General features: G+C 58.3%; 17 protein-coding genes and 1 riboswitch. Of the genes, 9 read left to right on the top strand and 8 right to left on the bottom strand.

The features are described 5' to 3' along the window. Positions 1–32: 32 nt before the first annotated feature. Entirely contained in the window at positions 33–797 is a 765-nt protein-coding gene (locus RTCIAT899_RS11510; RefSeq protein ID WP_015340412.1) for a GntR family transcriptional regulator, read from the bottom strand. Next, positions 794–1,678 (bottom strand): glucosamine kinase nucleotide-binding domain-containing protein, encoded by an 885-nt coding sequence (locus tag RTCIAT899_RS11505; RefSeq protein WP_015340411.1) that lies wholly within the window; start codon positions 1,676–1,678, stop codon positions 794–796. The genes RTCIAT899_RS11510 and RTCIAT899_RS11505 overlap by 4 nt, the downstream gene beginning before the upstream one ends. A gap of 543 nt (positions 1,679–2,221) precedes the next feature. On the opposite strand from RTCIAT899_RS11505, the gene RTCIAT899_RS11500 reads away from it, so the two are divergent. From RTCIAT899_RS11500 to RTCIAT899_RS11480, 5 genes are all read left to right on the top strand, one after another. Next, positions 2,222–3,481, top strand: coding sequence for an ABC transporter substrate-binding protein (locus RTCIAT899_RS11500; protein ID WP_015340410.1), 1,260 nt, complete (start codon positions 2,222–2,224; stop codon positions 3,479–3,481). Between the two features lie 199 nt (positions 3,482–3,680). Beyond that, the gene (locus tag RTCIAT899_RS11495) at positions 3,681–4,634 is read left to right on the top strand and encodes a carbohydrate ABC transporter permease (protein ID WP_015340409.1); all 954 of its coding nucleotides are present in this window, start codon (positions 3,681–3,683) and stop codon (positions 4,632–4,634) included. Positions 4,635–4,646: 12 nt separating this feature from the next. Next, a complete protein-coding gene (locus tag RTCIAT899_RS11490; RefSeq protein ID WP_015340408.1) occupies positions 4,647–5,486 on the top strand; it encodes a carbohydrate ABC transporter permease in 840 nt (279 codons plus the stop codon). Positions 5,487–5,533: 47 nt separating this feature from the next. Beyond that, positions 5,534–6,547 carry a Gfo/Idh/MocA family protein gene (locus RTCIAT899_RS11485; RefSeq protein ID WP_210304976.1) on the top strand — a complete coding sequence of 338 codons (1,014 nt, stop codon included), beginning with the start codon at positions 5,534–5,536 and terminating at the stop codon, positions 6,545–6,547. 12 nt (positions 6,548–6,559) lie between these two features. Continuing rightward, on the top strand, positions 6,560–7,564 hold the full coding sequence (locus RTCIAT899_RS11480) for an ABC transporter ATP-binding protein (RefSeq protein WP_015340406.1): 1,005 nt from the start codon (positions 6,560–6,562) through the stop codon (positions 7,562–7,564). A gap of 67 nt (positions 7,565–7,631) precedes the next feature. Here the strand turns inward: RTCIAT899_RS11480 and RTCIAT899_RS11475 are convergent, their stop codons facing one another. Next, positions 7,632–8,237: a TetR/AcrR family transcriptional regulator gene (locus RTCIAT899_RS11475; RefSeq protein ID WP_041677546.1), complete on the bottom strand. Its 606-nt coding sequence runs from the start codon at positions 8,235–8,237 to the stop codon at positions 7,632–7,634. Positions 8,238–8,358: 121 nt separating this feature from the next. Between RTCIAT899_RS11475 and RTCIAT899_RS11470 the strand changes: the two genes are divergently transcribed. From RTCIAT899_RS11470 to phnF, 4 genes are all read left to right on the top strand, one after another. Beyond that, complete coding sequence (locus tag RTCIAT899_RS11470) at positions 8,359–8,805, top strand: tautomerase family protein (RefSeq protein WP_015340404.1); 447 nt, start codon at positions 8,359–8,361, stop codon at positions 8,803–8,805. Positions 8,806–8,873: 68 nt separating this feature from the next. Continuing rightward, positions 8,874–9,269 (top strand): VOC family protein, encoded by a 396-nt coding sequence (locus tag RTCIAT899_RS11465; protein ID WP_041677544.1) that lies wholly within the window; start codon positions 8,874–8,876, stop codon positions 9,267–9,269. Positions 9,270–9,386: 117 nt separating this feature from the next. Next, a complete protein-coding gene (locus tag RTCIAT899_RS11460; protein WP_015340402.1) occupies positions 9,387–10,073 on the top strand; it encodes a class I SAM-dependent methyltransferase in 687 nt (228 codons plus the stop codon). A gap of 1 nt (position 10,074) precedes the next feature. Beyond that, the gene (gene phnF / locus RTCIAT899_RS11455; protein ID WP_015340401.1) at positions 10,075–10,803 is read left to right on the top strand and encodes a phosphonate metabolism transcriptional regulator PhnF; all 729 of its coding nucleotides are present in this window, start codon (positions 10,075–10,077) and stop codon (positions 10,801–10,803) included. 40 nt (positions 10,804–10,843) lie between these two features. On the opposite strand, the gene RTCIAT899_RS11450 is transcribed toward phnF, so the two are convergent. The 5 genes from RTCIAT899_RS11450 to RTCIAT899_RS11430 form a co-directional block, all read right to left on the bottom strand. Further along, positions 10,844–11,194, bottom strand: coding sequence for a VOC family protein (locus tag RTCIAT899_RS11450; protein ID WP_015340400.1), 351 nt, complete (start codon positions 11,192–11,194; stop codon positions 10,844–10,846). Positions 11,195–11,253: 59 nt separating this feature from the next. After that, a complete protein-coding gene (locus tag RTCIAT899_RS11445; RefSeq protein ID WP_015340399.1) occupies positions 11,254–11,730 on the bottom strand; it encodes a 6,7-dimethyl-8-ribityllumazine synthase in 477 nt (158 codons plus the stop codon). A gap of 87 nt (positions 11,731–11,817) precedes the next feature. Then, positions 11,818–11,963, bottom strand: a riboswitch (FMN riboswitch). 104 nt (positions 11,964–12,067) lie between these two features. After that, positions 12,068–13,129 carry an ABC transporter ATP-binding protein gene (locus tag RTCIAT899_RS11440; protein WP_015340398.1) on the bottom strand — a complete coding sequence of 354 codons (1,062 nt, stop codon included), beginning with the start codon at positions 13,127–13,129 and terminating at the stop codon, positions 12,068–12,070. 11 nt (positions 13,130–13,140) lie between these two features. Beyond that, complete coding sequence (locus tag RTCIAT899_RS11435; RefSeq protein ID WP_015340397.1) at positions 13,141–13,929, bottom strand: ABC transporter permease; 789 nt, start codon at positions 13,927–13,929, stop codon at positions 13,141–13,143. Then, the gene (locus RTCIAT899_RS11430) at positions 13,926–14,816 is read right to left on the bottom strand and encodes an ABC transporter permease (RefSeq protein ID WP_015340396.1); all 891 of its coding nucleotides are present in this window, start codon (positions 14,814–14,816) and stop codon (positions 13,926–13,928) included. Before RTCIAT899_RS11430 ends, RTCIAT899_RS11435 begins: the two co-directional genes overlap by 4 nt. Positions 14,817–14,871: the final 55 nt, after the last annotated feature.

Raw genomic sequence — 14,871 nt, 5'->3', positions numbered from 1 at the left:
TTCTGGGGCTTTTGCGGTTTCGCAGGTGTGAGCTAGTTCGCGCCGATCGTCAGTTCCGCGACGAAGTCATAGGCGTCACCGCGATAGAGCGAGCGTGTAAATTCGACTGCGCGGCCTGAACCGAGATAGGAGATGCGCTCGATCGATAGGCCGGCTGCTCCCACGGGAACGCCGAGCAATCCCGCATCGGCCTCTTTCATGTTGGTCGCAGATATGCGCTGAACGGCGCGAACTGGACGTACCTGGCGCTTTTCCAATTCCGCATAGAGCGATGTCGTTACGACCGACGGATCCGGCAGGAATTCACCGGAAACGCTGGCGTGCTCGATCGCGAGTGGCTGATCGTCGGCAATGCGCAGGCGACTGAGGCGCGATACCCGAGTGTCGGCGGCAAGCCCGAGAATCATCATCTCATCGGGGGAGGGCGTATGGATGCCCTTGTGCAGCCATTCCGAACGAGCCGTCATCCCGCGCCTCGCCATGTCCTCGGTAAATGAGGTGAGTTGCGACAGTCGCTGCTCCACCTTGGAAACGGGCTTTGCAACGAATGTACCCGAGCCGTGACGGCGAACGAGAATGCCTTCCGCCACCAGGTCGTCGATCGCCTTGCGCACCGTGACACGGCTGACCGCGGCAAATTCGGCGATGTCGCGCTCAGGTGGAAGCGCATCCCCATGTTTCAGTCTACCGACCTTCACAGCCTCTTCAAGTGTGCGTCGTAGCTTGACGTAAAGCGGACCCGTGCCACCTCCGGAAAGGCGCTCCGGCGAGAAGATCGCGCTCAAATCTTCAGTCATGCCCTGTGTACCTCTTCACCCAGCAGCAATTTCGCCGCCAGCTCTACGGCTCCGCGCAGAACGTCCCCTCTTGGCTCAGCGAGAATCGCCTTATGGCGTTCATCAAGCCAGGGGCGATAGGCTTGGGCAAGGCCGCCGAGAAGGCAGATCGAAGGGCATTCCGGCCAAAGCAGCGCATCCAGGCTTTCGGTTATCGATTTTGCCGCAGTTCTCACGATGTCGATGGCGACCGCATCCTCCATTCCGGCATATTCGAAGATAACAGGCGCGTAGCGGGCAAAATCCTTGGGCTTGGAGGCGTGCGCAAATTCGACGATCCGTTCTGGATCATTGCCGTATTCCGCCATGATCGATGCCGTCAGTGCCGAACCCGCCGCCACCTTGTCACGTGCCAAGACAGCTCTCTCGAGCAAATCTCGTCCAAGACGCGCGCCACTTGCCTGGTCGCCTATGACAAAACCCCAGCCGCCGATACCCCAAATCCTGCCGTCACGGCGGGCATTGTAGACTGAGCCGGTGCCGAAAGCGCCAATGACGCCATCGGCGTCGCCGAGAGCGCCTTGAAGCGCTGTCGTCGCATCCGTGACAACACGTGTGCTTGCAAAGGGCAGGGCGCCTTCGACCTTTTTGCCGTAGTCGCCGACATTGGCTCCTGCTGTTCCGATGACGGCCGGTAATTCCTGTAGCAGTTCGGGAGTGAGCCCAGCATCGATCAAGGCCTGCTTTGCCGAGGCGACGATATGAATCAGCGAATTTTCCAGATCTGAGAGGATGTTCGCCGCGCCGGCCTTGCCGGTGCCGAGCACCTGCCCGCTATGATCTATGACAGCCGCCCTGCAACTCGTGCCGCCGCCATCGATACCAATCGCAAATTGCCCCATCAAGCCTCCGGATGCCGCCTGTTCCCCGTTTTTCATACAATACCAAAAAAATACCATTTACCAATAGGCAGGGCAGGCATTTTTGCCTGTCTTCATCTCTTTGAATTACCTAGATAAAATAATGAGCTTCGATCTTTTTGTATCAGAAAGTTAAATTCGGCTGGACAATTGGTATTTTTTTGGACTTAATTCGGGGCAAGGGAACAGTGCAAACGGACATCGGCAAAGCCGGCAGAAAAACAACAGCCGGTAAGTGAAGCGGAAGGGCGTGCATCTCGTCGTTGCGCCGGGCCGTTCGGGATCAGGAGGATCTCGTTTCGACGTTCGTCATAATTTTCCCGCGTGGTTCTTGCTGTGTCTCTGTCTGGTGGCGGCGACGGCAATTAATAGGGCCGATCGGGCACAAAGCCTCTGAAGCCTTTTGCATGGAGGGGTCGGCAATATTGGCGGTCCCTATGGAGCGCTGACCGTTTCCTCGGACAGGCCAGCGGATTTCAGATCGAGAACAGCGCCTTGCTATGGCGCGGAAAACAGGAGAGGGAAATGAAAACCAATGTTCTGAAAGGCTTGCTTCTTGCATCGAGCCTGCTGACCTCGGTCAGCCTGGCGCATGCGGCCGATGTGACGCTGACGGTAGAAAGCTGGCGTAACGACGACCTGCAGATCTGGCAGGAAAAGATCATCCCAGCTTTCGAAGCAAAGAACCCGGGCATCAAGATCGTCTTCTCGCCGACGGCGCCAACCGAATATAACGCATCGCTGAACGCCAAACTCGATGCCGGTTCCGCAGGCGACATCATCACCTGCCGTCCGTTCGATGCTTCGCTCGACCTCTTCAACAAGAAGCACCTTGCCGATCTCACCAAGCTTAAGGGCTTGGAAAACTTCTCGGCTGTCGCCAAGGCCGCATGGTCGACCGATGATGGCAAGTCGACATTCTGCGTGCCGATGGCGTCCGTCATCCACGGCTTCATCTACAATAAAGACGCCTTCGACAAGCTCGGGCTGAAAGTGCCGGCGACGCGTGACGAGTTCTTCGCCGTCCTCGACAAGATCAAGGCCGATGGCACCTACATCCCGATGGCCATGGGCACGAAGGATCTGTGGGAAGCCGCAACCATGGGCTACCAGAATATCGGGCCGAACTATTGGAAGGGCGAAGACGGCCGTAAGGCTCTGATCGCTGGCAAGGAAAAGCTGACGGACGCGCCGTGGGTCGATCCCTACAAGGAGCTGGCCAAGTGGAAGCCTTACCTCGGCGACGGCTTCGAAGCTCAAGGCTACGCTGACAGTCAGAACCTCTTCACGCTCGGCAAAGCTGCGATCTATCCGGCCGGCTCCTGGGAAATTGCTCTCTTCAACACCCAGGCGCAGTTCAAGATGGGTGCATTCCCACCGCCGGTCGCCAAGGCTGGCGACACCGCCTATATCTCCGACCATCCGGATATCGGTGTCGGCTTGAACACGAAGAGCAAGCATCAGGAAGAAGCCAATAAGTTCTTGAGCTGGGTCGCTTCCGACGAGTTTGCCAACATCTATGCCAACTCGCTGCCCGGCTTCTTCAGCCTGAACTCGCATCCGGTAAAGATGAGCGATGCACTTGCGCAGGAATTCGTCTCCTGGCGTGACAATCACAAGTCGACCGTTCGTTCTACCTATCAGATCCTGTCGCGCGGTAAGCCGAATCTGGAAAATGAAACCTGGACCGAATCCGCAAACGTGATCAACGGCACGGATACGCCGGACGATGCTGCCAAGAAGCTCCAGAAGGGCCTCGACAGCTGGTACAAGCCCGGCAAGTAAACAGCTGCATCATGCGGGCGAGGGACCTTGCGGGCTCCTCGCCCTTTTCATTGTTTGATAATCGAACCGGCGATCGCCTCGCCCTTGCATTCGACACACCCGATGCCGTTTCACTTCGGCCATAAGCCGTAACTGCGGGTGGATTTGAACCTTAGAGCTGCTGCGTCGGCATGCAGCCAAGAAAAACAGGCAGAAAGCCATGAGCGACGCCGCGACATCAGATGCCCTTGAGGTCATGCCGATCAGGCGCTCCAAACGCTGGCACATCCTCGTCTTCTTATTCCCGGCCTTTGTCGTCTATACGGCGGTCATGATCCTGCCGCTGATCGAGACCTTGCGGCTGTCGCTTTACAATGTCGTCGACAATCAGTCCGTCTTCGTTGGCCTGAACAATTTCAAGATTTTGTTCGGCGACGAACGCTGGTCTCACGATTTCTGGAATGCGCTGCGCAACAACCTGATCTTCTTCGCCATCCACATGTGCGTGCAGAATCCGATCGGTGTCGCGCTGGCTGCACTTCTGTCCTTGCCGAAGCTGCGTTTTGTCGCCTTCTACCGCACGGCCATCTTCCTGCCGACGCTACTTTCCTTCGTCGTCGTGGGCTTCATCTGGAAGCTAATCCTCTCGCCGCTCTGGGGTGTTGCGCCCGAGCTTCTGAATGTCATCGGTCTGAAATCGTTCTTCGCCCCGTGGCTCGGCAGGCCGAGCACGGCGCTGATTACCGTCGCGCTGATCTCGGTCTGGCAATATGTCGGCATCCCGATGATGCTGATCTACGCGGCACTGCTCAACATCCCCGAAGAGGTCATCGAGGCGGCCGAATGCGATGGCATCACCGGCTGGAGCCAGTTCTGGAAGATCAAGCTGCCGCTGGTGCTGCCGGCAATCGGCATCATCTCGATCCTCACCTTCGTCGGCAATTTCAATGCGTTCGACCTGGTTTATACCGTGCAGGGCGCCTTGGCGGGGCCGGACGGCTCGACGGATATTCTCGGCACGCTGCTTTACCGCGTCTTCTTCGGCTTTCAGCTGCAGCTGGGCGATCGCTCGATGGGCGCGACGATTGCGACGGTGATGTTCCTGATCATCCTGGCCGGTGTGTCCTTTTATCTTTTCATCGTCCAGCGGCGCATCCGCCGCTACCAGTTCTGAGGAGCGCGACCCATGTCCAAGGCACGCACTTCCACCCTTCGCACCGGCCTCGTGCATCTGGCGCTCATCGCCTATACGCTCGTCGCCATCTTTCCGGTGTTCCTGACAGTCATCAATTCGTTCAAGGATCGCGCCTCGATTTTTCGCGCGCCCTTGAGCGTCCCGACGCCGTCCTCCTTCAGCATGATCGGCTATGACACCGTTCTGAAGCAGGGGGATTTCCTTACCTATTTTCAGAACAGCTTCGTCGTCACCATCGTCTCGATCATCCTGACGCTGCTGTTCGGGGCAATGGCGGCCTTTGCGCTGTCGGAATATCGTTTCCGCGGCAATACGGTGATGGGTCTTTATCTGGCCATCGGCATTATGATCCCCATCCGTCTCGGTACTGTCGCGATCCTGCAGGGCATGGTCGCCGCCGGCCTGGTCAACACGCTGACGGCGCTGATCCTCGTCTATACCGCGCAGGGCCTGCCGCTTGCGATCTTCATCCTGTCCGAGTTCATGCGCACGGTTTCCGACGACCTGAAGAATGCCGGCCGTATCGATGGCCTCAGCGAATATGCGATCTTCTTCCGCCTCGTCCTGCCGTTAGTCCGTCCGGCTATGGCGACGGTTGCCGTCTTTACCATGATCCCGATCTGGAACGATCTGTGGTTTCCGCTGATCCTCGCGCCGAGCGAGGCGACCAAGACGGTGACCCTCGGATCGCAGATTTTCATCGGCCAGTTCGTGACCAACTGGAATGCGGTGCTGGCGGCGCTGACGCTCGCCATCCTGCCGATCCTCATCCTTTACGTCATCTTTTCGCGTCAACTCATTCGCGGCATTACATCCGGAGCAGTCAAGTGAGCTCATCCGAAAAGCCGATCCGCGTTCTCGTCGCCGGCCTTGGCAATATGGGCCGCAGTCATGCGCTGGCCTATCACAACAATCCGGGTTTCGAGATCGTCGGCCTCGTCAATCGTTCCAAACCGGAGCTGCCTGAGGAACTGCGCGGCTATACGATCCATGCGGATTTCGAGGCGGCATTGAGGGAGCTGAAGCCGGATCTCTGCTCCATCAACACCTATTCCGACAGCCATGCTGATTTCGCCGTCATGGCTTTCGAGGCGGGTTGCCATGTCTTTGTCGAGAAGCCGCTGGCAACTACGGTGGAGGATGCCGAGCGCGTTGTCGCCGCTGCCAAGAGGGCCGGCAAGAAGCTGGCGATCGGCTATATCCTCCGCCACCATCCCTCGTGGATGCGGCTGATCGCCGAAGCCCGCAAGCTCGGCGGTCCCTATGTGTTCCGCATGAACCTCAATCAGCAATCGAGCGGCCCGACCTGGGAGACGCACAAGGCACTGATGCGCACGACCTCGCCGATCGTCGATTGCGGCGTGCATTATGTCGACGTCATGTGCCAGATCACCGACGCCAAGCCCGTCGAGGTGCGCGGCATGGGCCTGCGGCTGTCGCAGGAGGTGAAGCCCGATATGTATAATTATGGGCATCTGCAGGTGATCTTCGAGGATGGCTCGGTCGGCTGGTACGAAGCCGCTTGGGGTCCGATGATTTCGGAGACGGCGTTCTTCGTGAAGGACGTGATGTCGCCGAACGGTTCGGTCTCGATCGCCATGGATCAGAATGCCAAGTCCGACGATATCGACATGCACACGAAGACGTCGGTCATCCGGCTGCATAGCGCCGAGACAGGGCCGAACGGCCAATTCATCCGGCCGGATCAGGATCTGCATATGGATGGTGAGCCAGGTCATCAGGAGCTCTGCGACTTCGAGCAGGCCTTCATGCTGAAAGCCATCCGCGAGGATCTCGACCTCAATCGCCATATGGCCGATGCCGTTCAATCGCTGCGTATATGCCTTGCCGCCGATGAGAGCGTGCGCACCGGCAAGCCCGTTTATCTATAAGGACAAGAGACTGTGGGATCGCTTCAACTGAAATCCATTCGCAAGGCCTACGGTACGCACGATGTGCTGAAGGGCATCGATCTCGAGGTGAAGGATGGCGAGTTCGTCATCTTCGTCGGGCCCTCAGGCTGCGGCAAGTCGACCCTTCTGCGCAGCATCGCCGGCCTCGAGGACGTGACCTCCGGCGCCGTGCTGATCAACGGCCAGGATGTGACGGTCACGCCTCCGGCCAAGCGCGGCATCTCGATGGTGTTTCAGTCCTATGCGCTCTATCCGCATCTGACCGTCAAGGACAATATGGGCTTGGGTCTCAAGCAGGCCGGCACTGCGAAGGCCGAGATCGACAGCCGGGTCGAGAAGGCGTCGGGCATGTTGTCGTTGGCGCCCTATCTTGGCCGCCGTCCTTCAGAGCTTTCCGGCGGTCAGCGCCAGCGCGTCGCCATTGGCCGCGCCATCGTTCGCGAGCCGGAACTCTTCCTGTTCGACGAGCCGCTGTCGAATCTTGATGCCGCGCTGCGCGTGCAGACGCGTCTAGAGATCGCCAGGTTGCATCGCAGTCTCAAGGCGACGATGATCTACGTTACCCACGATCAGGTCGAAGCGATGACGCTTGCCGACAAGATCGTCGTGCTCAATGCCGGTGCGATCGAGCAGATCGGTTCACCGATGGAGCTCTACAATCGTCCGGCCAACACCTTCGTGGCCGGCTTCATCGGCTCGCCGCAGATGAATTTCATCGCGGCTGAGCGTCTGGGCGAAAGCGGCGCCAAGACCGTCGGCATTCGCCCCGAACATATCACGCTGTCGCGCGATCAGGGCACCTGGGCAGCTAAGGTCATCCATGTCGAGCATCTCGGCGCGGACACGATCATCTACCTCGAATCCGAGGCCACCGGCCTTCTCACTGCGCGTCTCTTCGGGGAGCATCAATATGAGCCGGACGAGATGGTTTATGCAACGCCCGATGCGAACCAGATGCATCGTTTCGATGAGAACGATAAGGCAATCCGGGTGTAAATTGGCGCTGAGATGAAGCGGAAAGCTTCGTCTCAGCTGGCTCCGGCCTCATGCATGTTGCGATCGGTCATTCGCCGTGCGGCTTTGAGGGACTTCCTATTACCAAAGCAGCCCGCTCTATGACCTTGCCGATATGGCTGGACAGCGCGGGATCCGAGACTGCGCGAGCAATGGTGACGCCGCCGCTGAGCGTTGCGAGGAGAAGAATCGCACGATCCTCCGTCGTTAACTCGGCAGAGTTCGTGCGTTCCGGCAGACCGGCAGCGACATCCGCGATCAGTTTTCTCAATTCCGCCGTATATGCGTCGCGCGTTTCACCGTCAGCACGCATCACGTCGGGGGAAAGGCTCGGCAGCGTGCAGCTGTCACCGAGATCGCAGGTCCGCTTGTAGCCGAGATAGAAACCGGCAAGCGCCTTCAACCAATCTTTAGGCTGGTTTTCCCTGAGTGTCAGGATTCCTTGACGCAGCTCTTGCAAGCCTTCCACGACGGCTGTGCGAAACGCTTCGCTCTTGGACTTGAAGTGTCCGTAGAAGGCGCCGTTGGTAACACCGGCCGCCTTGGTCAGAGCATCGATGCCAGCGCCGCCATAGCCTTCCTTGCGAAATACCTGCCCCGCGGCCGCGACGACACGCGTCCGTGTTTCTTCCTTGTGTTCGGCGCTATAGCGCATTGCCGCCTCCATTGAGAGTGATCATTCTTTATGGCTTGCATAGAGAGTGATCGGTATGTATCGTTAAAGAGTGATCGGTATATATCAATTGCCGCCACAGGTCCAACAAGGAGATGTTCCAATGCCCATTACGCTCACCGTATCCGAAGGACTGCTTTCATCCGAAGCGCAGGCGCAAGCTTTTGCCGGATTGACGGATGCCGTCCTCGACGTTGCCGGCTTGACCGGGAATGAATTCATGACGGCCAATGTCATCGGATCTATCAATGTGCTTCCGGCCGCACATGTGCTGGCAGCTGGAAAGCCCGTTGCCGCGGCTTTCATCGAACTCAAGCTGCCCGAAATCGCCCTCGCGACCGCCGAAGCCAAGCGCGCTTTCATTGCAAGGGCGACCGATATCGTCGAGCGGGCGGCCGAAGGGCGGGTCAAGCGTGAGCATATCTGGTCGAATATAGTCTATGCGCCTGAAGGTGCCTGGGGCATTGCGGGGCAAAGCTACAACAATGCCGATCTGGTCAATGCCATTGCGAGCGCTGGAGCGCCTGAGATCCAAGCTCATCGCGCTTGAGACGAGGTAGTTGGCATCAATACGGGCGGCCGAGTGGGCCGCTCGTTCGACAACAAGGGAGGCAGGAAATGCAACTCGCTAATTATCTGTTTTTTACGACGCATTGCGACGAAGCCCTCGCATTCTATACGGCCTGCGGGCTGGGCCGAGTGACGCTGTTGATCCGTCACGGTACGGAAGGGATACCGCTTGCCAACGAAGCGATGCGGGGCAGAGTAATGCACGCTCGCTTTGAGGGACCAGGCGTCTTGTTCTTCGCCTCTGACAATCATGATGCCGAGCCGATGCGAGGTTCCGCTCATATGCTCATGGTGGATGACCGAGAGAGTACCGACAGGATTTTTGCCCGATTGGCTGAAGGCGGCAGGGTGACGACACCGCTCGCCGTTCAGCCTTGGGGCAGCTACTACGGCAAGCTGACGGATCGGTTCGGCGTGCAATGGATGGTGGATTGCGAGCAGTAGAGGGATCGCGATTGGCATGAAGTACCAGATAAATACTCCAGTCGTCCGGATGAATTCACGTGACTGTCATGAAGCTGAGCTATCTCAAGTTCAGTCCACTCCTACAGCGAGCACATCATGGCAAACGCAGCAACGACTTACGCCACCTGGCACAAGGATCCGCAGGGCGATACGAAAATGGCGGAATCCCATAGTCCTTATTGGCGGCATTTCATCGAGACCGTGCCGGAGCGCGATTTTTCCTCGAAGACGATCCTGGATTTCGGCTGCAATCGAGGTGGCTTTCTGCGGCTGCTTTATGCCATGCGGCCGTTCCGACGCGGCGTCGGTATCGATATTGCTTCGGAGTCTGTGGCTGCTGCCGTCGAAGCCGCAGGCAACATGCCGCTGCAGTTTCATGTAGAGACCGACCTGTCGCCCTTCGCCGATAGTTTCGATGTCGCTTTCAGCTATGAGGTCATCTATCTGTTGCCGGAGCTGAAACAGCATGCGGAACAGATGTTCCAAGCCTTGCGCAACGGCGGTGTCTACTACGCTGTGACCGGCTGCCACAATGAAATGCCGCTTTGGCCGAAGTGGCTCGAGCTGATCGGCAACAACAGCAATGCGCCGATGCAAGATCGGTCCCCACAGGATTACATCGATACCTTCGTTGCGGCTGGCTTCGACGTATCCGTCAAGCGTTTCGGCTATGACGGCTTCGTGCATGCATCGAAGGACCGGAAATATTATCCGAGCATTCTCGATGCATTGAGCTATCCGGCCGAATTCAAGCTGTTGTTCCGTATCGAGAAGCGCGTTTGACATGGAGACCATCGACCGAAAGGGCGGCAGCGCCCTCTGGCATCAGATCGGCGAGATCCTGGCGGCCGATATTGCCGCCGGGACTTTCGCCTCGGGGACGAAATTGCCGACCGAGCCGGAGTTGATGCAGCGTTTCGGCGTCAGCCGTTTTACCGTGCGCCAGGCACTGGGGCACTTGGAGCAGCGTGGATTGGTCCGCGCCGAACAGGGGCGAGGGACTTTCGTTCATAGGGGAGTGCTCGACTATACGCTGTCGAAACGCACCCGCTTTCACAAAAATCTGATCGAGCAAGGTTTCGAACCGGGCGGCGAGCTGCTCGTTCACGAGATCGTGCCGGCGACCGAACCCGTCGCGGCCTATCTGAAGATCGCAATCGGCGCGCCGGTCATCCATCGTCGCGGCGTCATGACGGCCGACGGCATTCCGGTGGAATTGGGCGATTCCTATTATCCTGCCGAACGTTTTCCCGATTTCGACAAGGCTAGATTACAGCATCCGACAATTTCGGCGGCGCTCGCCAGCTACGGTGTCACGGACTACGAGCGGTTATCGACGGAGATCGAGGCGCGTATGCCGACGGCCGACGAAGCGCGGATCCTGCGCCAGCCGAAATCCGTCCCGCTGCTGGTGACGCGCAAGGTGGATGCGGATACCGACGGAGTGCCGATCACCTATTCGGAATCGGTTTGGCCGGCCGAGCGCACCACATTCAATCTCGATCTGCGGTGAGAATGCCCGGGGGAGTCTTGAGGCTCTCCGCGAGCTTGAATTAGCGGTGGGAGAGGATATTGACGACCTTGCCGAAGGGGTCGCGGACATAGAAGCGGCGGACACCCCACGGCTCGTCCGTGAGGTCGTACAATATGCCGAAGCCCATGGAGGTGGCACGCTGATAGAGCGTGTCGACATCGTCGACTTCGATGGAAAGGTCAGGGACGAGCGTTCCCGAACCGCCTTCGCTGGCGACGCTGATCTGCGGCACAGTTGCCGCTTCGGAGGCGAAGGTCAGGATCCAGCCGTGATCCATGACGATGTCGAGGCCGAGCAGGTCGTGGTAGAAAAGACGGGCCGTGGCAGGATCGGCGGCGGGCAGGTTCGGGATGATGCGTAGGACGGTCACTGACTTCCTCTCTGGTGGACATGGAGGCGGGCAGATGCCGCGCCTCCACCATGCTAAGCTTAAACTGTGACGGCGGGCAGCAGCTTGCCGCGCTCCGCCAGGATGTGGCGGCAGGCGCTGGCGACTTCACGGCCCTTGATGATGAAATGTTCCTTGAAGAACTGGATGTGCGCTTCCGATTCCTGGAAGTGATGCGGCGTCAGGACTGCCGACAGGATCGGCACGCCGGTATCGAGCTGGACGCGCATCATGGCATCGAGAACCGTATTGGCGACGAATTCATGGCGATAGATGCCACCGTCGACAACGAAAGCGGTGGCGATAATCGCGGAATAACGGCCGTTGCGGGCAAGCGTCTGAGCGTGCAGCGGAATTTCAAGCGCCCCGGGTACGTCGAAGATATCGATCGGCGGCGCGCCTTCGACTGTCTGCCATTCGGCAACGAAGGAATCGACCGAGTGATCGACGATATCGGCGTGCCAGCGGGCCCGAATGATCGCAATGCGGCTCGGTTGGGTGGAAATCGAAATGGTCATGAATTTTGCCTTTCAAGGGTTGTTGTCAAATATCCCTTGGGCGAACACGCAACATCGCAGCACCCCTCGCGGAGGAGGTGCGATCCTGCTTGCTCTCTTCCATCCGGACTATACCGTCGGCTCCGGCATCTCACCGGATCTGCTGACCCTTCCGAAATCCGGAAGGCGCTCGCGGGCTCGAGGAAACTCCCCATACCGCCGGTGGGGAATTGCACCCCGCCCTGAGAACGCGTGGACTATAGATGCTTTGTCTTATGGAAATCAAAGAAAAACGCCGGGCTTTTGACCCGGCGCCTGCGAATAATTTTCCAAAATGACGGTGATGGAGGGCTCTTTCTCAGTCCTGAATGACGAGCAGGTCGGAAGAGGCGAAGCGCAGCGTCACCTTCTCACCAACACTCGGAGGCATCATTCCCGGGCTGTTGAACATGTCGAAGGAAATCGTGTTGCCGGCGACATTCATGCGAGTGCGGATGACCGAGCCCAGGAAATGTGCCGAGGAGACTTCGCCCGTGAGGGCGGTATCGCCCTTGGCCGATTCCGCCAGCGAACCAGCTTCCGGACGCAGGGCAAGCGATACGGTATCGCCCGGCTTGTAGGCGGTCACCGACTGCTTCAGGGTCACACCCTGATCGCCGATCATGATGCGGTTACTGTCGGGATCGACGACCTTGCCTTCGATCAGATTCAGCGTGCCGACGAAGGAGGCGACGAAACGGGTTGCAGGCTTGTTGTAGATTTCGAACGGCGTGCCGATCTGATCGGCGCGGCCTGCATTCATGACCACGATACGGTCGGAGATGGACAGCGCCTCTTCCTGATCGTGCGTCACGAAAACTGTGGTGATGCCGAGCTGCTGTTGGATGGCGCGGATTTCCTCGCGCAGCGAGATACGGATCTTGGCGTCGAGAGCCGAGAGCGGCTCGTCGAGCAGGAGCACCTGCGGCTTGACGGCGATAGCGCGGGCGAGCGCCACGCGCTGCTGCTGGCCTCCGGACATCTGGTATGGATAGCGGCCGGCGAGATGATCGAGCTTGATGAGTGCCAGCATCTCCTTGACGCGCTTGTCGATGTCGGGCTTCGCCATGCCGGCCACCTTGAGGCCGAAGGCGACGTTGTCATGCACCGTCATGTTCGGAAACAATGCGTAGGCCTGGAAGACCATGCCGATATTGCGCTGGTTCGGTTTCAGCGCCCGCTGGTCCTTGCCATTGATCGACAGGGTGCCGGCGGTCGGCGTTTCGAAACCTGCGATCATGCGCAGCACGGTCGTCTTGCCGCAGCCCGACGGCCCGAGGAAGGAGACGAATTCTCCCTTCTCGATTTGCATATTGAAATCATGGACGACGTGAATGTCGCCGAAGGACTTCTTGATGTGGGTGAGTTCGAGAAAAGCCATGGTGAGAAGCCTTACGCCTTAATCGGAGCGGATTTTGAGAAACGGGAAACGAGCTGCAAGAGGCCCATGCTGAGCCAGGTAACGGCAAGCGCGATGATGGCCAGGGCAGAGGGCTCGTAAGCTCTGTTGGCGCCCATAAGCTGCATGTAGGGCCCGAATGCCGGACGGTTGAGCAGCGATGCCATGGTGAATTCGCCCATGACGATCGCAAGGGTGATGAATGCTCCGGAAAGCACACCGCTCATGACATTTGGAAAGATGCATTTGAACATGATGGTTGTCCATTTTGCACCAAGGCTTTCGGCAGCCTCCGTCAGCGTGCCGACATCAATGGTACGCATCGCCGTATCGACCGAACGATACATATAGGGCAGCGACAATACAATGTAGGAGCAGACGAGCAGAATGTTCGTCGTCGAATTATAGCCGGTCAGCGGCAGGATCGACGACGAATTATAGAGCCGCAGATAGCCGAAAACGATGACGATGGCCGGAATGACCAACGGCATCAAGGTGATGAATTCTACGACAGGGCGAAGCTGCGGCAGCCGCAACCGCACCCAATAGGCCGTGGGCACAACGAGCAGCATGCCGAAGATGATGGTCAGAAGCGCCATCAACATCGAGAAGCCAAAGGCCGTTATGAAGCCGAAATCCGAAAAGACGGAGGCATAGGCGTCAAAGCTGTAAGCGTTGCGCCGCATGCGCAGCGAGAACTCCAGCGTACCGATGAGCGGCACCAGGAAGTAGATGAGGCCGATGGCAACGGCGATCCAGGCGAAGAATTTTTGCAGCTTCATTTCTGCCACCGTTCAGCGCGCATGCGCATCAAGATATAAATGACGTTCGAAATACCGGTGATGACGATCATGCCCAGCGCCAGCGCATAGCCCAGATTGGCATTGTGCAGCACGTCGCCGCGGATCTGCGCATAGAGTACGATCGGAACGATATTCAGCGAGCTGCCGGTAAGTGCAATTGCAGTCGCGATGGCGCCGAACGAATTTGCAAACAGTAGCAGCGTCGTGCCAAGCAGGCTCGGCCAGAGGATCGGAAGGGCGACCATCCGCCAATATTGTCCATTGGTTGCGCCTAGAATGGAAGCCGCTTCTTGCCATTCCTTCTTCATGCCGTCGAGCGCAGGCGTAATGATCAGCACCATCAGCGGAATCTGGAAGTACATGTAGGTAATGGTCAAGCCGAAGAAGCTCAACAGGTTGAAGCCACTGCCGTAGAGGTTAAAGCCGAAATGAGCGAGCAATATCGTGACCAGACCCTGGCGGCCGAGTGTGGCGATGAACGAGAAGGCCAGTGGCACGCCGGCGAAATTCGATGCGACCCCCGAGAAGGTTAGGAAGGCGTGACGGATCCAAGTGGGAAGCCCGCCAAGGACCAGCGCCCAAGCCAGGTAAAAGCCGATGATCGCGCCACCGAGCGCCGAAGCGACCGAGATTTTGATGCTGATCCAATAGGCGCTCATGATCGTCGGCGTGAACAGGTCGGCGATGTTCTTGAGCGTCAGGCTGCCGTCCGGCGTTAGAAAGGCGCCTGCTATCAGATAGATCGTCGGAAGAATTAGGAACAGCAGCGCGAAGATCAGGAAGGGTGCTATTCCCAGCCAGTCGATGACTACACGCTTATTGATCATCGGAGTGGAACTGACCGTTGATGTTGTGGCGATGCTCATAATTGGCCCAATCCGCGGCGTCAGAAAAACGGAAACCTCCCCGCCGAAGCGGGGA

This window comes from Rhizobium tropici CIAT 899 (assembly GCF_000330885.1).
GTDB lineage: Bacteria > Pseudomonadota > Alphaproteobacteria > Rhizobiales > Rhizobiaceae > Rhizobium > Rhizobium tropici.
Note: the sequence above shows the minus strand (reverse complement) of the source record. Positions and strands in the feature narration are given on the sequence as shown.